The sequence below is a fragment of the Burkholderia sp. KBS0801 genome, from assembly GCF_005937855.2.
GTDB classification, from domain to species: Bacteria; Pseudomonadota; Gammaproteobacteria; order Burkholderiales; family Burkholderiaceae; genus Burkholderia; species Burkholderia ambifaria.
In genome coordinates this window covers 3,169,181-3,192,643 of record NZ_CP042177.1, presented here as the reverse complement: position 1 = coordinate 3,192,643, position 23,463 = coordinate 3,169,181, and the positions used below count along the sequence as shown (strand labels likewise).

The 23,463-nt window shown below is 64.0% G+C and carries 19 protein-coding genes; 12 read left to right on the top strand and 7 right to left on the bottom strand.

Annotated elements, in window-relative coordinates; all coding sequences use genetic code 11:
* Nucleotides 1-13: 13 nt before the first annotated feature.
* Both lipB and lipA read left to right on the top strand, forming a co-directional pair.
* Nucleotides 14-769 carry a lipoyl(octanoyl) transferase LipB gene (gene lipB, locus FFI87_RS15190; protein ID WP_012364793.1) on the top strand — a complete coding sequence of 252 codons (756 nt, stop codon included), beginning with the start codon at nt 14-16 and terminating at the stop codon, nt 767-769.
* Nucleotides 762-1,754: a lipoyl synthase gene (gene lipA / locus FFI87_RS15185; protein WP_138847097.1), complete on the top strand. Its 993-nt coding sequence runs from the start codon at nt 762-764 to the stop codon at nt 1,752-1,754. Before lipB ends, lipA begins: the two co-directional genes overlap by 8 nt.
* A gap of 136 nt (nt 1,755-1,890) precedes the next feature.
* On the opposite strand, the gene hpaB is transcribed toward lipA, so the two are convergent.
* From hpaB to FFI87_RS15160, 5 genes are all read right to left on the bottom strand, one after another.
* Entirely contained in the window at nt 1,891-3,360 is a 1,470-nt protein-coding gene (hpaB, locus tag FFI87_RS15180) for a 4-hydroxyphenylacetate 3-monooxygenase, oxygenase component (RefSeq protein WP_232517962.1), read from the bottom strand.
* Nucleotides 3,361-3,402: 42 nt separating this feature from the next.
* Nucleotides 3,403-3,816 carry a hypothetical protein gene (locus FFI87_RS15175; protein WP_138847098.1) on the bottom strand — a complete coding sequence of 138 codons (414 nt, stop codon included), beginning with the start codon at nt 3,814-3,816 and terminating at the stop codon, nt 3,403-3,405.
* Between the two features lie 35 nt (nt 3,817-3,851).
* Nucleotides 3,852-4,766, bottom strand: coding sequence for a JmjC domain-containing protein (locus tag FFI87_RS15170; RefSeq protein WP_138847099.1), 915 nt, complete (start codon nt 4,764-4,766; stop codon nt 3,852-3,854).
* On the bottom strand, nt 4,759-6,444 hold the full coding sequence (locus tag FFI87_RS15165) for an ATP-binding cassette domain-containing protein (RefSeq protein ID WP_138847100.1): 1,686 nt from the start codon (nt 6,442-6,444) through the stop codon (nt 4,759-4,761). Before FFI87_RS15165 ends, FFI87_RS15170 begins: the two co-directional genes overlap by 8 nt.
* A gap of 408 nt (nt 6,445-6,852) precedes the next feature.
* Nucleotides 6,853-7,323 carry a hypothetical protein gene (locus tag FFI87_RS15160; RefSeq protein ID WP_222430037.1) on the bottom strand — a complete coding sequence of 157 codons (471 nt, stop codon included), beginning with the start codon at nt 7,321-7,323 and terminating at the stop codon, nt 6,853-6,855.
* Nucleotides 7,324-7,953: 630 nt separating this feature from the next.
* Between FFI87_RS15160 and tauA the strand changes: the two genes are divergently transcribed.
* Genes tauA through FFI87_RS15145 form a run of 3 tightly spaced genes read left to right on the top strand, consistent with a single transcriptional unit; the run spans nt 7,954 to nt 10,781 of the window.
* Complete coding sequence (gene tauA / locus FFI87_RS15155; RefSeq protein WP_138847101.1) at nt 7,954-8,970, top strand: taurine ABC transporter substrate-binding protein; 1,017 nt, start codon at nt 7,954-7,956, stop codon at nt 8,968-8,970.
* Nucleotides 8,971-9,018: 48 nt separating this feature from the next.
* Nucleotides 9,019-9,816 (top strand): taurine ABC transporter ATP-binding protein, encoded by a 798-nt coding sequence (locus FFI87_RS15150; RefSeq protein WP_138847102.1) that lies wholly within the window; start codon nt 9,019-9,021, stop codon nt 9,814-9,816.
* On the top strand, nt 9,756-10,781 hold the full coding sequence (locus FFI87_RS15145) for an ABC transporter permease (RefSeq protein WP_261378338.1): 1,026 nt from the start codon (nt 9,756-9,758) through the stop codon (nt 10,779-10,781). Before FFI87_RS15150 ends, FFI87_RS15145 begins: the two co-directional genes overlap by 61 nt.
* A 43-nt stretch (nt 10,782-10,824) precedes the next feature.
* Here the strand turns inward: FFI87_RS15145 and ggt are convergent, their stop codons facing one another.
* Both ggt and FFI87_RS15135 read right to left on the bottom strand, forming a co-directional pair.
* The gene (gene ggt, locus FFI87_RS15140) at nt 10,825-12,705 is read right to left on the bottom strand and encodes a gamma-glutamyltransferase (RefSeq protein WP_138847104.1); all 1,881 of its coding nucleotides are present in this window, start codon (nt 12,703-12,705) and stop codon (nt 10,825-10,827) included.
* Between the two features lie 70 nt (nt 12,706-12,775).
* Entirely contained in the window at nt 12,776-13,738 is a 963-nt protein-coding gene (locus FFI87_RS15135) for a LysR family transcriptional regulator (protein ID WP_138847105.1), read from the bottom strand.
* Between the two features lie 228 nt (nt 13,739-13,966).
* On the opposite strand from FFI87_RS15135, the gene FFI87_RS15130 reads away from it, so the two are divergent.
* From FFI87_RS15130 to FFI87_RS15100, 7 genes are all read left to right on the top strand, one after another.
* A complete protein-coding gene (locus FFI87_RS15130) occupies nt 13,967-16,102 on the top strand; it encodes a 3-hydroxyacyl-CoA dehydrogenase NAD-binding domain-containing protein (protein WP_138847106.1) in 2,136 nt (711 codons plus the stop codon).
* A gap of 29 nt (nt 16,103-16,131) precedes the next feature.
* Nucleotides 16,132-17,328, top strand: a complete 1,197-nt coding sequence (locus FFI87_RS15125) for an acyl-CoA dehydrogenase family protein (RefSeq protein ID WP_012364789.1) — start codon at nt 16,132-16,134, stop codon at nt 17,326-17,328.
* 14 nt (nt 17,329-17,342) lie between these two features.
* A complete protein-coding gene (locus tag FFI87_RS15120; protein WP_138847107.1) occupies nt 17,343-18,488 on the top strand; it encodes an acyl-CoA dehydrogenase family protein in 1,146 nt (381 codons plus the stop codon).
* Nucleotides 18,489-18,518: 30 nt separating this feature from the next.
* A complete protein-coding gene (locus FFI87_RS15115; protein WP_138847108.1) occupies nt 18,519-19,724 on the top strand; it encodes a CaiB/BaiF CoA transferase family protein in 1,206 nt (401 codons plus the stop codon).
* Nucleotides 19,725-19,817: 93 nt separating this feature from the next.
* The gene (locus FFI87_RS15110) at nt 19,818-20,123 is read left to right on the top strand and encodes a DUF485 domain-containing protein (protein WP_006754805.1); all 306 of its coding nucleotides are present in this window, start codon (nt 19,818-19,820) and stop codon (nt 20,121-20,123) included.
* 11 nt (nt 20,124-20,134) lie between these two features.
* Entirely contained in the window at nt 20,135-21,820 is a 1,686-nt protein-coding gene (locus FFI87_RS15105) for a cation acetate symporter (RefSeq protein WP_012364785.1), read from the top strand.
* A 353-nt stretch (nt 21,821-22,173) separates the two neighbouring features.
* A complete protein-coding gene (locus tag FFI87_RS15100; protein WP_012364784.1) occupies nt 22,174-23,463 on the top strand; it encodes a dicarboxylate/amino acid:cation symporter in 1,290 nt (429 codons plus the stop codon).

The window sequence follows — 23,463 nt, the reverse complement described above, 5'->3', positions numbered from 1 at the left end:
TAAACTACCGCCCATGTCCGTCTCGCCGGTTCCCATCGTGTCCACGCCCGTCGCCGTTTCCGAATCGCCCGCCGGGTCTCCGGTTCAGCCCGCCGTGCCGGTCACCGTGCGCTGGCGGGGCAGCGAGGCGTACGAGACGAGCTTCGACGCGATGCGTGCGTTCACCGACACGCGCACGGCCGACACCGGCGACGAAATCTGGGTCGTCGAGCATCCGCCCGTCTACACGCTCGGCCAGGCCGGCGACCCGGCCCACCTGCTGGTGGCCGACAGCGGCGTGCCGCTCGTCAAGGTTGACCGCGGCGGACAAATCACCTACCACGGCCCCGGCCAGATCGTCGTCTACCTGCTGCTCGACCTGCGCCGGCGCAAGCTGATGGTGCGCACGCTCGTGACGAAGATCGAGGAGGCCGTGATCGAAACCCTCGCGGCGTATAATCTCGCTTCGGTCCGCAAGGCGGGCGCGCCGGGCATCTACGTGGCATCCGGCGTGCACGAAGGCGCGAAGATCGCGGCCCTTGGGCTGAAGATCCGCAACGGCTGCAGCTATCACGGGCTGAGCCTGAACGTGAAGATGGATCTGCGCCCGTTCCTTGCGATCAACCCGTGCGGCTATGCCGGACTGGAAACCGTCGACATGGCGAGCCTCGAGGTTGCCGCCGACTGGAACGACGTCGCCCACACGCTGGTGGGGCGTCTGATTGCCAACCTCGATGGCGAATCCGCGGCCGCCGACAAGCCGCAGGCACTGGAACATTCGAATGACTGACGTTACTGCTTCCCCCGCACCGGCCGATTCGGCCGCGACCGCAGCCTACGATCCGACCGCCAAGCAGAAGGCGCAGGCGAAGACGGCGCGGATCCCGATCAAGGTCATTCCGATCGAGAAGCTGAAGAAGCCGGAGTGGATCCGCGTGAAGGCGGCCACCGGCAGTTCGCGCTTCAACGAGATCAAGACGATCCTGCGCGAGCACAACCTGCATACGGTGTGCGAGGAAGCGAGCTGCCCGAACATCGGCGAATGCTTCGGCAAGGGCACCGCGACGTTCATGATCATGGGCGACAAGTGCACGCGCCGCTGCCCGTTCTGCGACGTCGGCCACGGCCGCCCCGATCCGCTCGACGCGGACGAGCCGAAGAATCTCGCGCGCACGATCGCCGCGCTGAAGCTCAAGTACGTGGTGATCACGAGCGTCGACCGCGACGACCTGCGCGACGGCGGCGCGGGCCACTTCGTCGAGTGCATCCGCGAAGTGCGCGAGCAATCGCCGGAAACGCGCATCGAGATCCTGACGCCGGACTTCCGTGGCCGTCTCGACCGTGCGATTTCGATCCTGAACGCGGCGCCGCCCGACGTGATGAACCACAACCTCGAAACGGTGCCGCGCCTGTACAAGGAAGCGCGCCCGGGTTCGGACTACGCGCACTCGCTGAAGCTCCTGAAGGACTTCAAGGCGCTGCATCCGGACGTCGCGACGAAGTCGGGGCTGATGGTCGGCCTCGGCGAAACCGAAGAGGAAATCCTGCAGGTGATGCGCGACCTGCGCGCGCACGACGTCGACATGCTGACGATCGGCCAGTACCTGCAGCCGTCGGAGCATCACCTGCCGGTGCGTGCGTACGTGCATCCGGATACGTTCAGGATGTACGAGGAAGAGGCATACAAGATGGGCTTCACGCACGCGGCGGTTGGCGCGATGGTGCGTTCGAGCTATCACGCCGATCTGCAGGCGCATGGGGCCGGGGTGGTCTGATCAGCTCGCTGACGCTCAATGAATAAAAAACCCGCGACGCGGGTTTTTTATTCAGTTTTTGTTTCAATATCCCGCGAACAGCTATTTCTGGCGGCCCAGGCGTTAAATAATCTGGTACGAGAAATTGCCATGCTTTTCACGAACGCACCAGAAATGCTCTTACCCGGTTCATTGCCTCGGAACAGTCCTTTTCTCTAAACAGGCGCGACGCCATCTGGGCAGGGTCACCGAAGAAGAAGCGCTCATATAGGATTTGGCGCCCGCCAAATGCCGAGATCGCCGTGTCCCACGCCAACCGGTACAGCGCAATCCGATCGTAGGCGTCCATGCGGGCTGCTTCGTAATAACGTCTGATGTCGGCGGCAAGCGGTCCATTGAGAGATATCGTGGACGGCATCGAAACGAGGCCGCTGGCTCCCAGTTGCTGAATGATCTCGACCATTCTGGGATAGAGGCGAGGATACAGATTTCTAGCAGCGTCTAGCGGATCCCAGGCCGGAACGAGCATCCCGAAGGCATTGTTGTGGGCACCGGCTTCGGCCGCATACCTGAAGGCCTTCAAAGTTTCAAGGTTGACCCAGATTTCGGCCATTTTTTCATGAACGTGCTGAAATCTTTCAAGCCCGGATCCTTCGATCATCAGGGAGACCAGACCGAGGAGAAACTCAGTCTTGACGATATTCTTGCAAACTACTTGATAAGCCATGTGCGCAGTCGCACCGGTGGCCATATAGGCCATATTGCAAATGTCGATATCTCGATAGCAAAAGACGCGTTCCCAGGGAACAAACACATCGTCAAAGATCGCGACTGCGTCCATTTCCTCGAATCGAGCGCTAAGCGGGTGATCCGCAGTGCTGAATCCGTAATCTACCGAGTCGCGGCAGACGAAGCGCAGGCCGGGCGTCGCAGTCGGGAGCGCGCAGCCAAATGCATACGACTTCGACTGGTCAGAATGATCCATCAAGCGCGCGGGAAAGAGCGCAATCTCATCGGCGAACGGCAGAGTCGCCAGCAGACGTGCGCCGCGTATTACGATACCGTCATCTCGTTCCTGGCACACGTGAGTGGCAACCGCAGCATCAACCTGGAATGCTGGACCGACCAGGCGGTCCGGGCGTGGATTGAGGAGCGTGTGGGTCAGCGACAGGTCGTTTTCGCGAATGAAATCATGGTATCGGATCGCATTTACGCCATATGCTCGATCGGAAGCGCCGAACACTGCTGCACTTCCTGAGAAAGAGGATATCGCGCGATTCAGATACGCGGGTTCTCGCCCGAGCATCCCCATGCTGTATTGGGCGCTATGCTGAAGGGCGTTGCCAAGCGAAACAAGGTCTGAGGCGGTGCGGGGAATGCCGAACGAGCGATTGACCGTCGTACCTCTGGGGCCCGTCTCAAGCAGGATTTCCTCGGCGTTCCATTGGTAATCGTAGAGCCCGGCCAAGGTCGCCACCCCATTTTTGAATGCGGGGTCGATGGTAACGTCGGTGACCCGCACACCGCGGTGCCAGATTTCGGCAGGATGTTTGCGCAAGCGCTGGATAACATCGGCGCTGCGTCGAGCACCAGCAAATCGGGGGGAGGTCATCGGTGAATCATTCATGTTTATCATAGGCAAACGATTGCAGGAGGCGTCGACGCATTGTTATGCGTGATTCGGTTGATCTGCTGTTGTTCGGCCTTCGCGATCATTTTCGTCATAGCAAAGCGCTGCTATTTGCCACCGATCCTCGAAGATTAACCATAGCTCTAGAAAATCAAACGTGGTAAGTATTCTTCCATCGCGTCGCATCGAGCCGATGCCGGAAAACGACGCCCATTGTGGTTTTTGCGTGATTTCCATGATTTCGTCGTGAACGTGCAGGCCAAAATTACGCCAAGTTTGCTCGGAAAGATGCCGCTGTATATATGATAGTTGCTGAGGCTTCGTCAATATCCGACTTCCTCGTTTTATGAAGAAATGGCTGCTTTCTACGAAATTAAGCTGATCGATGTCGCCGTTCATGTAGGCGTCGATCCAAACATCCCGCATCTGTAATAAGCTGTATTTGTGCTTCATGAGATTCGGTTGGGTTGAATGTTTTGCTTGCTGGGTTATTGATCTTTGGTGTTGATTTGATAATTAGGGAGGTTGAACGTTGGGCGTCGCTTTTTGTGAATCTCGATGGCATTTTTCATGCACTCTTCCAAGTTAATCTCTCGGATTGCGTTGATTATGTTTTCTCGGAAGATATAAAAATCGGGTGAATCCGGATCGAAATTAACGGCGCCGCGAAAAATATCGTTAAGTCCAAGTTGATTGGCTATGGCGTGGACGATATCCAATTTTCTTGGAAAATCGAGGCCAAATGTTATATGCATTGAGTGCGGTGAGACGGTTTCGACGTTGTGCCAGTATCCGGAGGGTAAATATAGGCTGGATCCCGTTGGCAGATTTTCCAAGTGATCAGGCGAGCCGGTTGGAGGGTCGAGATAGAAACTCTTGTCCCCTCTGTTTGGGGAAATATACGTTGGCTTATAGATGTGCCAGCGCTTTTTTCCAGACAGCTGCACTGAAATAATATCGTGATCGTCAAAATGGCACCCAAAGCTCGTTGCGGATTGAGTAGAAATATAGAGATTTGCCCAAGATTGGCATTTTAGGATGTGTTCGATTTCGGCAGTCAGTGAAAGGACGGATGGAAAATAATCCTGGCATCCGTCGATGATTATGGTGCAGCCATCATCCAGTGCGCGATACAAAAAATCGGGCATGATTGTCGCGAACCTTCCGCCACGTGGATTTGAGTTGTATCTTATAAATCCGCAATATCCGCGGGCGTATTCCATGTCGGCGCTGCTAATTCTTATTCTGGGGTAGTCTAGTAAGCCACTTTCTAGTAGAGCGTTTACGGCGTTCCAATCAGGTAGGTCTTTTTGCATCACGGCGCCAAGCTGATGTGGGCGAATATGTAGCACATGTTTGATGAAAAAATTGAGATCGAAGTTTGGGAAGAGGGTTCTATTCACGAGTAATCTCCAGCGTTTTCAGATCGGAATTCACCGTGAGGGCGAAGGTGTTGAGCGGGTTGTTCGAAGTGTCGAACAATTGGTGAGGGTTCTGGTGAAGAATAAGAAGAACGTAGACGCGATTCGACAAATCCGCAATTAAAGAGGCCAAACTGATTGCGCCAGCAGTGTCCAACCCCGAGAACGGCTCATCTAGAATAATCAAATCGGCGTTTTGCAAGAGCGCTCTGGCGACTCCCAGTCGCTGCCGTTCGCCCCCGGATAATAGTCCCCCTTTTTCGCCAATGATAAAATCTAGACCATCTGTGCTGCAAAATTTATCCAGCCCTACAGACGATAGTGTTGAAATCAATTCTTTGTCATGGGCGTTGGGGTTTCCGTAGCGTAGGTTGCTACGGATGGATTCATTGAAGATGATGCTTTCTTGCGATGTAGAGGAAATCGACCGGAGCAAAGAATCGCGCGCGATAGACGACATATCGACGCCGCATAAAAAAATCTTCGCGGCCGGCGGAGTGATTTCGCCTCTCATGAATCGCGTGAGTGTGCTTTTGCCGATCCCACTGTCCCCTCTCATCGAATTAATGTGACCTTTTCGAATGAAGATATCGCCAGTGACGGGGTATGCTTGCCCGTCTCGATGGCCAAATAAAATAAGATTTTGGACTTGGTAGTGAATGTGATCCGTTGTTTGGATGTTAACTGCAATAAGCTGGCGCTGGTCTATCTTCGGTTGGGTGAGTGCGCCCGATATTCTTTCAATATCAACTTTGGCGTGTAGGATATTTCTATAGTTGAATCCGAGTGAGTTTATCTGTGAAATCATATGGGCCAATCCCGTGGAAAGCATGATCGTGGCGCCTATGCTTCCGATGCCGTCACTGTCGAACCATGACAGAGCTACGTACGCCATGCCGCCGCAAAGTATGGCTGCCCAGATGCTGTCTTTCAGTAGATCCGTTGCGTGATCAATCCGCTTTTTCGCCAGCATCGTCAAGAGCAGTGAATGCTTCCCCGCGCGCATCGAGGTCGCCTCCGGCGAGATCGGTGCGGCGTTGATGAAGCTGTCATGCATGAAGGCAGAGCATGCCGCATCTGCTTCCGATATGTTCCGAATGAGTGGCACGCGAGTACGAGTGACCTTGATGATGTAGGTCGAATAAATTGCGCCGCATAGTACGAGCGCCAGACTTGCGCTTGGTCCTATCAAGAATAGGGTGAACGCAATGATCGAAATAAATTCGAGAGTGATGGATAGCGTGGAGCGCAGCGTGTTGTTCAGAAACGAACGTACCGACCCGATCGCGTCTTGAAGCCTCTTTTGCAACTCGCCGGAATTTTTCTGTCTTGAGAAATTGGAGTCCAGATTGATGACATGTTTATACCATGCGTCTCTGATGTCATTTTCCAATCTCACCGCAAGGAGGTTGGACGCGAATGTAGTAATCCCTCCGCAGATGGGAAGCAGTAGGCGTTGAATTGAAAAAAATAAAACGAATAAGTAGATGCCGTGCGTGCTGTTATCCTGAATGCTTTCTGTCAACAATTTAAGAAGCGCGCCCAATGAGGTATTGAGCGTTGCTGTAGCGGCGGACGCGATGAGAATGACGGAAAGCAGGCCGCGATATCGATATATCAATGATGGCAGGCGAGAGGCATGTTTAGTGTGTCTATTCAAAATAGGCGCAATGGGAAGGATTGCCGAGCGGGAGCGTCATGAACGAGACTTGGCACCATGCGGTCGCGTTGGCGGGAAGTGAGTGACGCCTTCGCTTGCGACTTGCAGGGTCCGGATGGTATGTCCATGACGCGCGTTGAAATCGTGATCGACAATTTTCCGATCAGGAATACAAACTCTTATTTGAGTTGCATGAGCAATAGACGCCGCAACCGTGCCCCCCACAGTACATGGATGGATTCTGCCGCTGGATGATTCCTTCGATCAACGCAGTCGGAGTCAAGGATCTTGCTGCTTCGAGATCCATAGGAAATCCGATGTGGACAAGATCTTCGTGGTAAACCGGGCGCTGGATGGTGTTGAGTTTTTGTAGCGAATAGGAGTTGCCGAATTCGACATACCACTTTCTTACGGTTTCGATGCCGAAGGTCGCGTGGATGATGTCGATTTGCTGCTGAAGCCGCCCTCGCTTGTACTCAGATAGGCTGATACCGCGAGAGGACAGGTCTCTAATCTTCTCCACGAGATGTGCTCGACAGAAAGGAATATGATGTAGCATTCTGCCGAAAATGTATCGCAGAACTCGGCATATTCTTTAGTGAAGAGAATAAAGGTGTGCCACATCTTGTCGATGATGAGGACAGCCTCGTCGATTTCGAAGGTGACGCAATGCTTCTGTGCATAATCCGCCAGAAAAAGGAATTTCTTAGTTTCCTCGAAGATGTCGCAGGCGGCGTGTTCGCTTACACTCCATTCATCTCGAAATTTCTTTATGATGCCATCCTTTCGGTATTCGGCGAGTTCCATTGGGAAGTGAAAAGGTAGACTATCTGTATTGGAAGTCGGATCAGGCTGGTACATCGGAATTGCATTTTCCATGGTTCCTCGCGATGTTGTGCTGTGCGCAACTTTTTGCGTGATTTTTATCAGATCGAATATCAAACGATTATTCGTTTGATACGGAAAGCTAACGTTTACTTTGCCGAATTGATATGGGATTTGTACGAAATGTTATCTGGAGAGTCGGCGGAACACATGGTGGGTGATAGGTGAACTGGATTGGTGATCTAATCGAGACATTCGATCCGGAAACTAGGGATTTGTCAGAGAATCGAGCTCGAGTTTTATGTTGGCGGTCCCAGAATTTACGTTCTGGTCCGGCCCGTCTCGCGAGTCATCGCGTTCTTCCTTGTTGCTCTCGTATGACGGAGTGCGTCAACCGCAGTTGGCCGACGCGACACATGAAGATGTGCGGCGTCGGTATCCATGCGTGTCCAACAGCACCGCTGAGACACCGGCGATTGTTTCTATCGTCGATTTGGAGGGGAACTTGCAGCCCGTATCTCCACACACTAATCGACGCTCAATCGACGATCGCATTCAATAAAGCATGAAAAGCAAAGCCGAAACATCATCGATAGCTTCGCAGGATAAGTTCGCTCCCGCCGCGCGCAAAGCTCGTAAAGTCGGCTCTCCCGCAGCAATGCCCGTATTCCGAAGGAGAGCCGCATGTCCCGTTTCAGCTTCATCCGCCGCGCCGCCGTCGCGCTGACCGCCTTTGCCGCGCTCGGCGCGGCGCACGCCGAATCGCGCGAGGTCGTGATCGCGTACCAGGACATGGTCGTGCCGTGGCGCTACGCGCAGGCGAGCGGTGAAGTCGAAAAGGCGACCGGCTACAAGGTCACGTTCCGCAAGCTCGACAGCGGCGCCGACGTGATCCGCGCGCTCGCGTCGGGCTCCGTGCAGCTCGGCGAAGCCGGGTCGAGCCCGATCGCGGCCGGCCTGTCGCAGGGGCTCGACATCTCGCTGTTCTGGGTGCTCGACAACATCAACGACGCCGAGGCGCTCGTCGCGCGCAACGGCTCCGGCGTGACCAGCATCGCCGCGCTGAAGGGCAGGAAGATCGGCGTGCCGTTCGTGTCGACGTCGCATTTCCATACGCTCGTCGCGCTTCAGGCCGCCGGCGTGAATCCGAACGATGTGAAGATCGTCAACCTGCGTCCGCCCGAGGTTGCGGCCGCCTGGACGCGCGGTGATATCGACGCGACCTACATCTGGGATCCGGTGCTCGCGAAGGTCAAGCAGTCGGGCACGGTGCTGACGACGTCGGGCCGGGTCGCGAAGGAAAGCGGCAAGGCGACCTTCGACGGCTTCGTCGTGAGCCGCAAGTTCGCGCGCGAGAATCCCGAGTTCGTCGCGCGCTTTGTGAAGGTGCTCGCGGCGGCCGACGCCGATTACCGTGCGCACACCGCCGCGTGGCAGGCCGGCTCGCCGCAGGTCGCGGCGGTCGCGAAGGTGTCGGGCGCGAACGCGCAGGACGTGCCGGCAAGCCTCGCGCTCTACGCGTTCCCGACGCCGGCCGAGCAGGCGTCGCCGACGTGGCTCGGCGGCGGTGCGCAGTCGGGCGCCGCGAAGTCGCTCGCGGCCACCGCGGCGTTCCTGAAATCGCAGGGCACGATCCAGGCGGTGCTCGCCGACTACTCGGTCGGCGTCGATCCGCAATTCGTGCAGAAGGCCGCGCGCTGAGCGCGGTAGCTCAGACATCCCAGGCCACTCATCGCGGAGCCCTCGATCATGAGCACGCTGGAAGTCCGTCAGGTCTCGGTCTCTTATCCGGGCGAACGCGGTCGGCCGACGACGCAGGCACTCGCGCGCGTCGACCTGCGCATCGACTCCGGTGAATTCGTCGTCGCGCTCGGCGCGTCGGGGTGCGGGAAGACGACGTTGCTGAACTGCATGGCCGGCTTCGTCGCGCCTACGACGGGCGACGTGCGCGTCGATGGTGTGCCGGTCACGGGCCCCGGCGCCGATCGCGGCGTCGTGTTCCAGAAATATGCGTTGCTGCCGTGGCTCGACGTGCTCGCGAACGTCGCGCTCGGGCTGCGTTTCGCACGCGTGTCGAAGGCCGAACGCGAGGCGCGCTCGCACCAGATGCTCGCGCTCGTCGGCCTCGAGCGCCATGCGCATGCGCGCGTGTACGAACTGTCGGGCGGGATGCAGCAGCGGGTCGGCATCGCGCGTGCGCTCGCAAGCGATCCGCACGTGCTGCTGATGGACGAACCGATGGGCGCGCTCGACGCGATGACGCGCGGCACGATGCAGGCGCTCGTACTCGACGTGTGGGCGCGTACCGGCAAGACGGTGTTCTTCATCACGCACGACGTCGAGGAGGCGCTGTTCCTCGCGACGCGCCTCGTCGTGATGACGCCCGGCCCCGGTCGCATCGCGGAAACCTTCGAGCTGCCGTTCGCGCGGCGCTACGTCGAATCGCGCGATGCGCGCGCGGTGAAGTCGTCGCCGGATTTCATCGAATGGCGCGAGCGGCTGATCGCGTACCTGCATCGCGACGAGGCGGTCGCGGAGAGCGCGTGACGCATGAGTTCGCGCGACAGGGCGCGTCCGTCGGGCGCGGCCGGATCAGACCATTGCACAGGCAGGACGACATGAGCACGCAGGATTCGCGGGCGGCCGATCGAGCGGCCGCGGAGTTCGGGCTGGATCAGCGCGCGACGCAGCGTGACCACGCGGCGCGTCCCGCGCGCGCATCGCATCGCTACCGGTTGCCGGGGCAGGGCAGGACGGCGGCCTTGAGCGCGGCAACGGTCGCGGCGCTGGCCGTGCTGTGGTGGGTCGCGACGCATCGGCAGTGGTTGCCGCCGCTGTTCCTGCCTGCGCCGGAAGCGGTGTGGGCGGCGTTCGTCGACGCGTGGCACGGCCACATCCAGGGCGGCCTGCCGTTGTCGGAGCATCTGTTGTGGAGTGCCGCGCGCGTGTTCGGGGCGTTCGTGCTCGCGGCCGCGATCGGCGTGCCGGCCGGCATCCTGATGGGCGTGAGCCGCATCGCGCGCGGCGTGCTCGATCCGCTGCTGGAGTTCTACCGGCCGCTGCCGCCGCTCGCGTACCTGCCGCTCGTCGTCATCTGGTTCGGCATCGACGAGACGGCGAAGCTGGTCGTGATCTTCCTCGCGTGCTTCGCGCCGATCGCGATGGCCGCGCGCGCAGGCGTGCGCGCGGCGACGGTCGAGCAGATCAATGCCGCATATTCGCTCGGCGGCAGCTTCGCGCAGATCGTGCGCCACATCGTGCTGCCGGCCGCGCTGCCGGAAATCCTCACCGGGCTGCGGATCGCGATCGGGTTCGGCTGGACGACGCTCGTCGCGGCCGAGATGGTCGCCGCGACGGCCGGGCTCGGGCAGATGGTGCTCAATGCATCGAGCTTCCTGCGCACCGATATCGTCGTGATGGGCATCCTGATCATCGGCGCGATCGCGTGGCTGTTCGATCTCGCGATGAGGTGGGTCGAGCGGCGGGTGGTGCCGTGGAAGGGGTGGGGGTGACGCGAAGCAGGCGGCGCATGCGCGCCGCCGCTACCGGCCAGCCTCAATCCCCCATCGCCACCCCTTCCCGCCGCGGATCCGCCCCACCGAACCACACCGTCTGCCCCTGGACGTTCAGCCGCTGGATCCCCTGCAGTCCCGAGTTCATCTCGACGACCTGCACGTCGTGCCCGCGCCCCTTCAGCCCGTCGACGAGCGCGTCCGACACGCGGCCGCGCTCGAGCTGCGTCGGCCCGTTCGTCGACCCGACGTTCGGCAGCGCGATCGCCTGCTGCATCGTCATCCCCCAGTCGAGCACGCCGATCAGCGTTTTCGCGACGTGGTTGATGATCGCCGGGCCGCCCGCCGAGCCGACGATCATCGTCACCTGCTTCGTCTTCTGGTCGAACACGAGCTCGGGCGACATCGCCGAGCGCGGCCGCTTGCCGGGCTGCACGCGGTTCGCGACCGGCCGGCCGTTCTCGCTCGACACGAACGAGAAATCGGTGAGCTGGTTGTTCAGCATGAAGCCGCGCACCATCAGCCGCGAACCGAACGCGTCCTCGACGCTGGTCGTCATCGACAGCGCCTGGCCGTAGCGGTCGACGATCGCGATGTCGGAGGTCGACGGCAATTCGGGGCTGCGGTCGTCGGCCAGCGCGAGCGTCGCGCCCTGCGGCGTGCCGGCCTGCGCGATGCCCATGCTGTTGTCGCCGATCAGGCGCGCACGCCGCGCGAGATAGGTCTTGTCAGTGAGGCTCGCCCAGCTGCCGCCCGGCAGCGGCGCGAAATCGGGATCGGCGACGTAGCGCGCGCGATCCGCGAACGCGAGGCGGCCGGCCTCGCTGAACAGATGCGCGGCGAACGGCGTCGGCTCGTAGCCGACCTGGTTGCGTACCGGCTTCTGCGCGCCGATCTGCTGCCAGTCGGGCATCGCCTCGAGGATGCCGAGCATCTGCGCGATCGCGAGGCCGCCCGACGACGGCGGCGGCATCCCGCACACCACCGAGCGCCGGTAGTCGGTACACAGCGGCGCACGCACCTTCGCCTTGTAGCGCGCGAGATCCTGCAGCGACAGCAGACCCGGATTGGTCGGGTGCTTTCGCACCTTCGAGACGATGTCGCGCGCGATTGCGCCGCTGTAGAACGCGTTCGCGCCGCGGTCGGCGACCTGGCGCAGCACGGTCGCGAGCGCGGGGTTCTTCAGCACGGTGCCGGCCGCCTTCGGCGTGCCGTCGTCGTTGTAGAAGTACGCGCGCGCGGCCGGGTCGTTCATCAGGTACTTGTCGTTCGCGATCAGCATCGCCAGCCGCGGGCTGATCGTAAAGCCGTGCTCGGCAAGCCGGATCGCGGGCTGGAACAGCCGCCGCCACGGCAGCTTGCCGTGCGCGCGATGCGCGGCGTCGAGCATCCGCAGCACGCCCGGCGTGCCGACCGAACGCCCGCCGACGACACCTTCGTAGAAGCGCATCGGCTGGCCGGTCGGGCCGTAGAACAGGCGCTCGGTCGCGGCGGCCGGCGCGGTCTCGCGGCCGTCGTACGCCTGCGTCGCGTGGCCGTCGAAATACAGCATGAACGCGCCGCCGCCGATGCCCGACGATTGCGGCTCGACGAGCGCGAGCACCATCTGCGTCGCGATCGCCGCGTCGATCGCGGTGCCGCCGGCCTTCAGCATGTCGTAGCCGGCCTGCGTCGCGAGCGGGTTCGCGGCCGCGATCATCGCGTGCTGCGAGGTCCAGCCCGGCTTGTCGGTCCAGCCCGACGACAGCTCGGGCGCGTGAACGCCGGGCAGCGGCACCGCGGCGCCCGATGCGGCGGCGACCGGCACGACCGCGCCCGACGGCGCGGACGGCGACGTGCAGCCGGCACCGAAGGCGGCGAGTGCGAATGCGACTGCGGCGGCGAGCGTCCAGGGACGCGAATGCGGACGAATCCGATCGAACATTGAACCCTCGGCAACGGTGAATTCGAAGGAGGCGGCGTGTGCGCGGCACGCGCTCCGCACGGGCGGCGCGCTATTGTCGCCGCGCGGCCGGCGGGTTGTCATCCGACAGGAAACCCTGACGCATCGCGCCCGGCCCGCCCCGGCCGGTCTTTCCGGCCTGTTCGAGGATGAACTCTATGAAGGTTGCGGTCGCACGCGTGTGGTGCCGGTTCGGCATGTACAGCATGTACATGTGCGTGCCGAAGATGCTGAGCCGGTACGCGTCGAGCGACGTGACGACCGTGCCGCGCCGCATGTCGTCCTGCACCACGTAGTCGGGCACGATGCCGACGCCGATCCCGGCGAGGATCGCCTGGCGCAGGAACAGGAAGTTCTCCGAAATCAGCGTCGGCTCGAGCAGCACCTCGTGGCGCTCGTCGCCAAGATACGCGGCGATCCGCAACTGCCTCCCCATCACCGTCGCGGTGACGACCGGCGCGGCTGCCAGCGCGCCGAGGCTCGCCGGCATCCCGTGCGCGGCCGCGAACGCGGCCGACGCGCACGCAACGTAGCGCACCGCCCCCATGTCGCGCGCGACGAGGTTCTGCGGCGGCTCCGGCATCACGCGCACCGCGATGTCGATCTCGTCGCGCATCAGGTCTTCCACGCGATTCTCGAACACCACGTCGAGCACGATGCCCGGATGCAGCCGCTTGAACGCGAGCAGCCAGTCGGACATCACCATCTGCCCGTAGCCGCTCGGCACCGACAGTCGCACGCGACCCTGCAGGTCCTGGCCGAGCGTCGTCACCGACTCCTGCGCGGCGAGCAGTTCGTTGCGGATGCGCCGGCCGTGCTCGTACAGCTTCAGCCCGATCTCGGTCGGCTCGATGCGGCGCGTCGTGCGGCGCACGAGCTGCTGGCCGATCGAGCGTTCGAGCTGGTTCAGCCGGTAGCTGACGTTCGCGCGACTCACCTTGAGCCGCCGCGCGGCCTTGCTCAGATTGCCCGCGTCGAGAATCTCGACGAGCAGCGTCAGCGCGTTCAGGTCCATGTCCGGTGTCTCCTGCTCTGGCCCGTTTAACGGTTCGAAAGCATTCAGTGTCAAGTCAGACTTGACAGCTTGTAAAGGCATGCGGGAATTGTCAATGAATCTCGATCAATCGAGAATCGAGTCATCCCCGGCAACCACGCCGGATCGTTTCCCGCCGCGCGGGAGCGCGGAACGGGCGCGGCCGGCCCGTCCCGCGGCTGCCGCCCGGCGTACCGCACTGGAGACACGATGAATTCAACCGCTTCCCCCGAACCCTCCCGCGCCGGGATCGTCACGCGCGAACGGCGCGACAAGGTGCTCGTCGTCACGATCGACCATGCGCCCGTCAACGCGTTGTCCGCCGACGTGCGGCGCGGCCTGGTCGACGCGCTCGACGCAGCGCAGACCGACGACGTGATCCGCGCGGTGCTGATCGTCGGCGCCGGCCGCAACTTCATCGCGGGCGCCGACATCCGCGAATTCGGCAAGCCGCCGATGCCGCCGTCGCTGCCCGACGTGTGCGAGCAAATCGAGTCGAGCGCGAAGCCGGTCGTGGTCGCGCTGCACGGCGCGACGCTCGGCGGCGGCCTCGAGGTCGCGCTCGCCGCGCATTACCGGCTCGCGGTGCCCGGCGCGAAGCTGGGGCTGCCCGAAGTCACGCTCGGCCTGCTGCCGGGCGCCGGCGGCACGCAGCGCGCGCCGCGCCTGATCGGCGCGAAGGCCGCGCTCGACCTGATGCTGACGGGGCGTCACGCAAGCGCCGACGAAGCGCTCGCGCTCGGCCTCGTCGACCGTCTCGCGCACAGCGACGACACGCTTGCCGAAGGCCTGGCCTATGCGCAGGAACTCGTGTCGCTCGGTGCGCCGGCACGGCGCACGCGCGAGGCGCGGGGGCTCGCCGATCGCGCGAGCGCGCAGGCCGCGATCGACGCGGCGCGCGCCGATTTGCCGAAGAAGTCGCGCGGGCTGTTCTCGCCGGCGAAGATCGTCGACGCGGTCGAGGCCGCGCTCACGCAGTCGTTCGACGCGGGGATGAAGCTCGAACGCAGCCTGTTCCTGCAGTGCATCGACAGCCCGCAGCGCGCGGGCCTCGTGCACGCGTTCTTCGCGGAACGCGAGGCGGCGAAGGCGCCCGAGGCGCGCCGCGCGAGCGCGCGTCCGGTCGAGCGGATCGGCGTGGTCGGCGGCGGCACGATGGGCGCGGGGATCGCGGTCGCGGCGCTCGATGCCGGGCTGCCCGTGACGATGATCGAGCGCGACGAAGCGTCGCTCGCACGCGGCCGCGCACACGTCGAGAAGGTCTACGACGGTCTCGTCGCGAAGGGCCGGATGACGCCGGCCGCGCATGCGGCGCGGCTCGCGCGCTTCAAGGGCAGCACGTCGTACGACGCGCTCGCGCAGGCCGATGTCGTGATCGAGGCCGTGTTCGAGGACATGGCCGTGAAGAAGGCGGTGTTCGCCGAACTCGCGCGCGTGTGCAAGCCGGGCGCGGTGCTCGCGACCAACACGTCGTATCTCGACATCGACGAGCTGGCGGCCAGCATCGACCGGCCGCCCGACGTGATCGGCCTGCATTTCTTCTCGCCGGCCAACGTGATGAAGCTGCTCGAGATCGTCGTGCCGGCACGCGTGAGCGCGGAGGTCGTCGCGACGGCGTTCGCGCTCGCGAAGCAGCTGAAGAAGACGCCGGTACGCGCGGGCGTGTGCGACGGCTTCATCGGCAACCGGATCCTCGCGGTCTACCGCACCGCGGCCGACTACCTGATGGAGGACGGCGCATCGCCGTACCAGATCGATCGCGCGGTGCGCGAATTCGGCTTTCCGATGGGACCGTTCCAGGTCGTCGACCTCGCGGGCGGCGACATCGGCTGGGCGACCCGCAAGCGCCGCGCGGCGACGCGCGACCCACGCGCGCGCTACGTGGAAATTTCCGACCGGCTGTGCGAGCGCGGCTGGTTCGGGCAGAAGACCGCGCGCGGCTACTACCTGTACCCGGACGGCGCGCGCGTCGGCACGCCGGACCCGGAAGTCGAGGCCATCGCCGCCGACGAGCGCGCGAAAAAGGGCATCACGCCGCGCGCGTTCAGCGACGACGAGATCCTGCGCCGTTACCTCGCCGCGATGATCAACGAAGGCGCGAACGTCGTGCACGAGAAGATCGCGCTGCGCCCGCTCGACGTCGACGCGGTGTTCCTGCACGGCTACGGCTTCCCGCGCTATCGCGGCGGCCCGATGCACTACGCGGACACGGTCGGCCTCGCGAACGTGCTCGCCGACATTCGCGCGTTCGCGAACGAGGATCCGCTGTTCTGGAAGCCTTCGCCGCTGATCGTCGAGCTGGTCGAGCGCGGCGCGGATTTCGCGAGCCTGAACCACATCGACTGAACGCCCACCGCCTTCGCAACGGACTTACGATGGACCTCAATTTCACTCCCGAAGAGGAAGCGTTCCGCGCTGACGTGCAGCGCTTTCTCGCCGCCGAACTGCCGGCGCGCACCGCGCGCAAGGTGAAGGGCGGCCTGCATCTGACGCGCGATGACATGCGCGAATGGCACGCGATCCTGAACGCCCGCGGCTGGCTCGCGAGCCACTGGCCGCGCGAGTTCGGCGGCCCCGGCTGGAGCGTCGCGCAGAAATTCCTGTTCGACAACGAATGCGCGCTCGCGGGTGCGCCGCGCATCGTCCCGTTCGGCGTCAACATGCTCGGGCCCGTGCTGATCAAGTACGGCAGCGAAGCGCAGCAGCGCCACTGGCTGCCGCGCATTCTCGACGGCACCGACTGGTGGTGCCAGGGCTATTCGGAGCCGGGCGCCGGTTCCGATCTCGCGTCGGTGAAGACGAGCGCGGTGCGCCACGGCGATCACTACGTCGTGAACGGCCAGAAGACATGGACCACGCTCGGGCACTACGCGAACATGATCTTCTGTCTCGTGCGCACCGCGACCGACGTGCGCAAGCAGGAGGGCATCAGCTTCCTGCTGATCGACATGAACACGCCGGGTGTCGAGGTGCGTCCGATCATCACGTTCGACGGCGAGCACGAGGTGAACGAAGTGTTCTTCACCGACGTGCGCGTGCCCGTGGAGAACCTGGTCGGCGAAGAGAACCGCGGCTGGACCTGCGCGAAATACCTGCTCACGTACGAGCGCACCAACATCGCCGGCATCGGCTTCTCGACGGCCGCGCTCGAGCGGCTGCGCGCGGTGGCCGCGAAGGTCACGAAGAACGGCCGGCCGCTCGCGGACGATCCGTTCTTCGCGGCGCGCGTCGCGCGCGTCGAGATCGAGCTCGAGAACATGCGCACGACCAACCTGCGCGTGCTGGCCGCGGTCGCGGGCGGCGGCGTGCCGGGGGCCGAGAGCTCGATGCTGAAGATCCGCGGCACGCAGATCCGCCAGGAGATCACCGCGCTGATGCGCCGCGCGATGGGGCCGTACGCGCAGCCGTTCGTCGACGGCGCGCTCGACGCCGACTACGCCGGCGAGCCGGTCGGCCCCGAGGAGGCCCCGAGCGCCGCGCAGCAGTACTTCAACAACCGCAAGCTGTCGATCTTCGGCGGCTCGAACGAGATCCAGAAGAACATCATCGCGAAGATGATGCTCGGGCTGTAACGAGGAGCGCGACGATGGATTTCCAGCACACAGAAGACCGCCGGATGCTGGCGGACACGTTGAACCGCTTCATCGCCGAACAGTACGCGTTCCCGGTGCGCGATCGCATCGCGCAGTCGGCCGACGGGTTCGATCGCACGATGTGGCAGCGCTTCGCCGAACTCGGCGCGGTCGGCGCGCTGTTTGCCGAGGCCGACGGCGGCTTCGGCGGCGCGGGCTTCGACATCGCCGTGGTGTTCGAATGCCTCGGGCGCGGGCTCGTCGTCGAGCCGTTCCTCGGCGCGCTGCTCGCGGGCCGCGCGCTGTCGCTCGCTGGCGGCGCCGCGCATCGCGAGCGGCTTGCCGCGCTGATCGACGGCAGCGCGAGCGCCGCGTTCGCGCACGACGAGCCGGGCTCGCACTACGAACTGACGACGGTGCGCACGCGCGCCGAGCGTGCCGGCGACGGCTGGGTGCTGACGGGCGCGAAGGGCGTCGTCGACCAGGCCGCGCCGGCGGCACTCTTCGTCGTCAGCGCGCGCGTGTCCGGTCACGACGACGACGCAGCCGGCATCGGCCTGTTCGTCGTGCCGGCCGACGCGCCGGGCGTGTCGCTGCGCGACTACCGGAAGATCGATGGCGGCCGTGCGGCCGAAGTGCGTTTCGGGCGCGTCGCGCTGCCGGCCGACGCCGCGCTCGGCGGGCCGAGTGCGCACGACGGCGAAGCGGGCGCCGCGCTGCTCGAACGCGTGCTTGGCTACGGGCTGCTCGCGCTGTCGGCCGAAGCGCTCGGCGCGATGGACATCGCGAAGGAATACACGCTCGACTACCTGCGCACGCGCAAGCAGTTCGGGATGCCGATCGGCAGCTTCCAGGCGCTGCAGCACCGGATGGCCGACCTGCTGCTCGAAGTCGAGCAGGCGCGCTCGGCGGTGATCAACGCGGCCGCGCAGCTCGATGCGCCGCGTGCGGTGCGCGAGCGTGCGCTCGCGGCGGCCAAGTACAGCATCGGCCGGATCGGCACGCTGGTCGCCGAGGAAAGCATCCAGCTGCACGGCGGCATCGGGATGACGTGGGAGCTGCCGCTGTCGCACTACGCGAAGCGGCTGGTGATGATCGATCACCAGCTCGGCGACGAGGATCATCATCTCGCGCGCTATATCGCGCTGTCGAAACAGTAAAGACGAACGACGCGAATGGAGGAGACAACGATGACGAACGACCCGCGCGCATTGCCGCTGGCCGGCGTGAAGGTGCTCGATTTCTCGCGCGTGCTCGCGGGCCCGTGGAGCGCGATGGTGCTCGCCGATTTCGGCGCGGACGTGATCAAGATCGAGCATCCGGCGCGCGGCGACGACACGCGCGACTGGGGGCTGCGGATCGGCGACACCGAGACGACCTACTTCAACAGCGTGAACCGCAGCAAGCGGTCGATCTGCGTCGACCTGCAGACGCAAGCCGGGCAGCGCATCGCGCGCGAGCTCGCCGCGCAGGCCGACGTGCTGATCCACAACTTCAAGGCGGGCGGCGCGGAAAAGCTCGGGCTCGGCTACGACGCGCTGGCCGAGCTGAATCCGCGGCTCGTGCATTGCGCGATCTCGGGCTACGACCGTTCGGGCCCGGAGGCCGCGCGGCCCGGCTACGACCTCGTCGTGCAGGGCGAGGCGGGGCTGATGGCGCTGAACGGCGAGGCCGGCCAGCCGCCGCTGAAGTTCGGCGTCGCGGCGGTCGACCTGTTCACCGGCATGTATTCGGCGCAGGCGATCCTCGCCGCGCTGTACGAGCGCCATGCGACGGGGCGCGGACGGCGCATCGAGATGGCGCTGTTCGACTGCGGGCTGATGATCACCGCGTACTACGGGCTCGACGCGCTGCTGATGGGCGAGGATCCGCCGCGCTACGGCAATGCGCATCCGTCGATCGTGCCGTACGGCGTGTTCGATGCGGCCGACGGCCCGCTCGTGATCACGGTCGGCAACAACACGCAGTTCGCGCGTTTCTGCGACGCGATCGAGCGGCCTGACCTCGCCGCGGACGAACGCTACAGGACCAACCTCGGCCGTTCCGCGAATCGCGCCGAACTGCTGCCGGAGCTCCGCCGCGAGCTTGCGCGCCGGCCGCGCGCGATGCTGCTCGCGGCGCTTTCCGGCGCGGGCATTCCGTGCGGCGAAGTGCTCGGGCTGCACGATGCGCTGACGTCCGAGCGCGCGACCCGCGCGGGGCTCGTCACGCGGCAGCCGCATCCGGTCGCGGGCGGCGTCGACGTGCTCGCGCCGCCGTACCGCTTCGACGGCGCGCGCCTGCCGGTGCGCGGTGCGCCGCCGGTGCTCGGCGCCGATACGGACGACGTGCTCGGCGGCTGGCTGGGGATGTCGACGGACGAGCTGGCGCGGCTGCGCGCCGAGCGCATCGTGTAGACCGCTTTTGCCGCCGCGGCGCGGGCGGAGCAGTCGACGCGCCGGCCATCCAACAGACACGCCTCGCGACGACGAGGCGACACTGGAGACACCATGGAGCTTTCCGTCATCGAATCGGTCACGGCATGCCGTGACTACCAGCAGCTCGTGCGTGCGCGGCGCCGCTTCAGCTTCACGCTGACGGCGCTGATGATCGCCACCTACTACGGCTTCATCCTGCTCGTCGCGCTCGCGCCGCACGTGCTGGCCGCGCCGCTGTACCGCGGCGCGACGACCACGGTCGGGATCGTCGCGGGCGTCGCGATCATCCTGGTCGCGATCGGCCTGACCGCGTGGTACGTGCTGCGTGCGAACCGTGCGTTCGACCGCCGCGTCGCCGCGATCCTGCAGCGTTCCTGATGGAGGCCCCCATGCGACTCACTTCAAGCGCGCTCGGCGCGCTGGCCGTTCTCGTTTCCTCCGCCGCGCACGCGAGCTCCGTCGCGGGCCCGATGCCCGACAAGGTGGAGCTGAACCCGGTCGCGATCGCGATGTTCTTCGCGTTCGTGTTCGCGACGCTCGCACTCACGCGCTGGGCCGCGCGCCGCACGCGCTCGACGCGCGATTTCTACACGGCCGGCGGCGGCATCACCGGGCTGCAGAACGGGCTCGCGATCGCGGGCGACTACATGTCGGCCGCGTCGTTCCTCGGGCTCTCGGGGATGGTGTTCATGTTCGGCTTCGACGGGCTGATCTACTCGATCGGCTTCCTGGTCGGCTGGCCGTTCGTGATGTTCCTGATCGCCGAGCCGCTGCGCAATCTCGGCAAGTTCACGTTCGTCGACGTGGTCGCGTACCGCTTCGCGCAGCGGCCGATCCGGCTGCTGACGTCCGCGAACGCGCTGACGATCGTCGTGCTGTACCTGGTCGTGCAGATGGTCGGCGCGGGCAAGCTGATCCAGCTGCTGTTCGGGCTGTCGTACGGCACGGCCGAGCTGATCGTCGGCGTGCTGATGGTCGTCTACGTGTTCTTCGGCGGGATGACCGCGACCACCTGGGTGCAGGTGATCAAGGCCGTGCTGCTGCTGTGCGGCGCGACGCTGCTCGTATTGCTCGCGCTCGGGGAATTCGGCTTCAGCATCGACGAGATGTTCCGCCGCGCGGTGGCCGTGCATCCGGGCGCGCTGTCGATCATGGGCCCCGGCAAGCTGATCCGCGATCCGGCCAACGCGCTGTCGCTCGGCATCGCGCTGATGTTCGGCACGGCCGGCTTCCCGCACATCCTGATGCGCTTCTTCACGGTGCCGAACGCGAAGGAGGCGCGCAAGTCGGTGCTGTACGCGACGGGCTTCATCGGCTACTTCTATTTGCTGACCTTCGTGATCGGTTTTTCGGCGATCGTGCTGCTCGCGCAGCATCCGGAATTCTTCCGGCTCGGCGCGAACGGCACGTTCAACCTGACGCACGACCTGCTCGGCGGCTCGAACATGGTCGCGGTGAAGCTCGCGCAGGCGGTCGGCGGCAACTGGTTCTACGGCTTCATCGCGGCCGTCACGTTCGCGACGATCCTCGCGGTGGTCGCCGGGCTGACGCTCGCCGGCGCGACCACGATCTCGCACGACCTGTATGCGCAGATGTGGGCGCGCGGCAAGCCCGACGAGCGGCTGGAAATGCGCATCTCGCGCGCGGCGACGATCGGGTTGTCGGCGATCGCGATCGCGTTGTCGATCCTGTTCGAGCACGTGAACGTCGCGTTCATGGTCGGCCTCGTCGCGGCGGTGGCCGCCAGCGCGAATTTCCCGGTGCTCGCGATGTCGATCTTCTGGCGCGGGATGACGACGCGCGGCGCGGTGCTCGGCGGCGGCCTCGGCCTCGCGTCGGCGGTCGCGCTCACCGTGCTGTCGAAGTCGGTGTGGGTCGACGTGCTGCACCACGCGCATGCGCCGGTGTTCCTCGACAACCCGGCGCTCGTGTCGGTGCCGCTCGCGTTCGTCGGGATCGTCGTCGGCTCGCTCGCGGATCGCGGCGAGCGCGCGCGGCGCGAGCGCGACGCGTTCGCGCAGCAGGAGTTCTACGCGCAGACGGGCGTGCTGGCCAGTCGCGCCGTGCAGCACTGATCCGTCCGATGAATGGCCGAATCCGTCCGGATCACCGGACGGATATTTTCCGGAAATCCGGAATCCCGGATTTCCTTGCCTGCCGCATTATGAGAAATACAATGAAAACAACGGCTTGAGGGGTTCCGGAAACCTGGCATCGACCTTGCGATATAAACAGCACGGCCGTCCCCCCGGCCTGACTATTAAACAAGGAGACAATCGATGACCAATGCCTTCCTCCCCTGTCGGATGACTTGAGGCATCGCTTGTTGCGGCACGGCAGCCGCGCGGGCGAATGTTTCTTTCCCCTGACATTCGCCTGCGCGCGTGACGCCGTTTCCACCGGCTCATCTACTTCAGCAGGAACCATCGTGAAGAAGAAACCCTTCTACAAAGTGCTCTATGTGCAGGTGATTTTCGCCATCATCGTCGGCGTGATCCTCGGCCACTTCTACCCGGCGCTCGCCACCGACATGAAACCGCTCGGCGACGGCTTCATCAAGCTGATCAAGATGGTGATCGGGCCGATCATCTTCTGTACGGTCGTCACCGGCATCGCCGGCATGGAGGACATGAAGAAGGTCGGCCGCGTCGGCGGCAAGGCGCTGCTGTACTTCGAGGTCGTGTCGACCTTCGCGCTGCTGCTCGGCCTGGCGGCCACGCACATCCTGCGTCCGGGCGTCGGCTTCAACATCGATCCGGCGACGCTCGACGGCAAGGCCGTCGCATCGTACGCGGCGAAGGCGCACGGCCAGTCGACGGTCGACTTCCTGCTGCACATCATCCCGAACACGATGGTCGATGCGTTCGCGCAGGGCGAAATCCTGCAGATCCTGCTGATCGCGCTGCTGTTCGGCAGCGTGCTCGCGCACCTCGGCGAGCGCGGCAAGGTCGTCACCGACTTCATCGACGGTCTCACGCGCGTGCTGTTCGGCATCGTGCACATCGTCACGAAGCTGGCGCCGATCGGCGCGTTCGGCGCGATGGCGTTCACGATCGGCAAGTACGGCGTCGGCTCGCTGGTGCCGCTGCTCAAGCTGATCGGCACGTTCTACCTGACGTCGATCGTGTTCGTGCTGGTCGTGCTCGGCACGATCGCGCGCGTCACGGGCTTCTCGATCATCCGCTTCGTGTCCTACATCAAGGAAGAGCTGCTGATCGTGCTCGGCACGAGCTCGTCGGAAGCCGCGCTGCCGCAGCTGATGGAAAAGCTCGAGAAGGCCGGCTGCTCGCGTTCGGTCGTCGGCCTCGTCGTGCCGACCGGGTACTCGTTCAACCTCGACGGCACCAACATCTACATGACGATGGCCGTGCTGTTCATCGCGCAGGCGACCAACATCGAACTGACGTGGATGCAGCAGCTCACGCTGCTCGCGGTCGCGATGCTGACGTCGAAGGGTGCGAGCGGCGTCACGGGCGCGGGCTTCATCACGCTCGCCGCGACGCTCGCCGTCGTGCCGACGATCCCGCTGTCGGGCATGGTGCTGATCCTCGGCATCGACCGCTTCATGAGCGAATGCCGCGCGCTGACCAACATCGTCGGCAACGGTGTCGCAACGGTGGTCGTGTCGGCGTGGGAGAAGGAGCTCGACCGCAACAAGCTGCGCCAGGCGCTGGCCGGCGGCGGCGAAGTCAAGACGACCGAGGCGGCCGGCGTCTGA

Coding starts and splice junctions, on each gene's coding strand:
- ggt (WP_138847104.1), bottom strand. CDS start 12,705: ATGTTCGATCGGATTCGTCCGCATTCGCGTCCCTGGACGCTCGCCGCC.
- FFI87_RS15135 (WP_138847105.1), bottom strand. CDS start 13,738: ATGGACCTGAACGCGCTGACGCTGCTCGTCGAGATTCTCGACGCGGGC.
- tauA (WP_138847101.1), top strand. CDS start 7,954: ATGTCCCGTTTCAGCTTCATCCGCCGCGCCGCCGTCGCGCTGACCGCC.
- FFI87_RS15145 (WP_261378338.1), top strand. CDS start 9,756: ATGGCGCGAGCGGCTGATCGCGTACCTGCATCGCGACGAGGCGGTCGC.
- FFI87_RS15120 (WP_138847107.1), top strand. CDS start 17,343: ATGGATTTCCAGCACACAGAAGACCGCCGGATGCTGGCGGACACGTTG.
- lipB (WP_012364793.1), top strand. CDS start 14: ATGTCCGTCTCGCCGGTTCCCATCGTGTCCACGCCCGTCGCCGTTTCC.
- FFI87_RS15175 (WP_138847098.1), bottom strand. CDS start 3,816: ATGAAGCACAAATACAGCTTATTACAGATGCGGGATGTTTGGATCGAC.
- FFI87_RS15115 (WP_138847108.1), top strand. CDS start 18,519: ATGACGAACGACCCGCGCGCATTGCCGCTGGCCGGCGTGAAGGTGCTC.
- FFI87_RS15110 (WP_006754805.1), top strand. CDS start 19,818: ATGGAGCTTTCCGTCATCGAATCGGTCACGGCATGCCGTGACTACCAG.
- hpaB (WP_232517962.1), bottom strand. CDS start 3,360: ATGAATGATTCACCGATGACCTCCCCCCGATTTGCTGGTGCTCGACGC.
- FFI87_RS15160 (WP_222430037.1), bottom strand. CDS start 7,323: ATGGAAAATGCAATTCCGATGTACCAGCCTGATCCGACTTCCAATACA.
- lipA (WP_138847097.1), top strand. CDS start 762: ATGACTGACGTTACTGCTTCCCCCGCACCGGCCGATTCGGCCGCGACC.
- FFI87_RS15150 (WP_138847102.1), top strand. CDS start 9,019: ATGAGCACGCTGGAAGTCCGTCAGGTCTCGGTCTCTTATCCGGGCGAA.
- FFI87_RS15125 (WP_012364789.1), top strand. CDS start 16,132: ATGGACCTCAATTTCACTCCCGAAGAGGAAGCGTTCCGCGCTGACGTG.
- FFI87_RS15105 (WP_012364785.1), top strand. CDS start 20,135: ATGCGACTCACTTCAAGCGCGCTCGGCGCGCTGGCCGTTCTCGTTTCC.
- FFI87_RS15130 (WP_138847106.1), top strand. CDS start 13,967: ATGAATTCAACCGCTTCCCCCGAACCCTCCCGCGCCGGGATCGTCACG.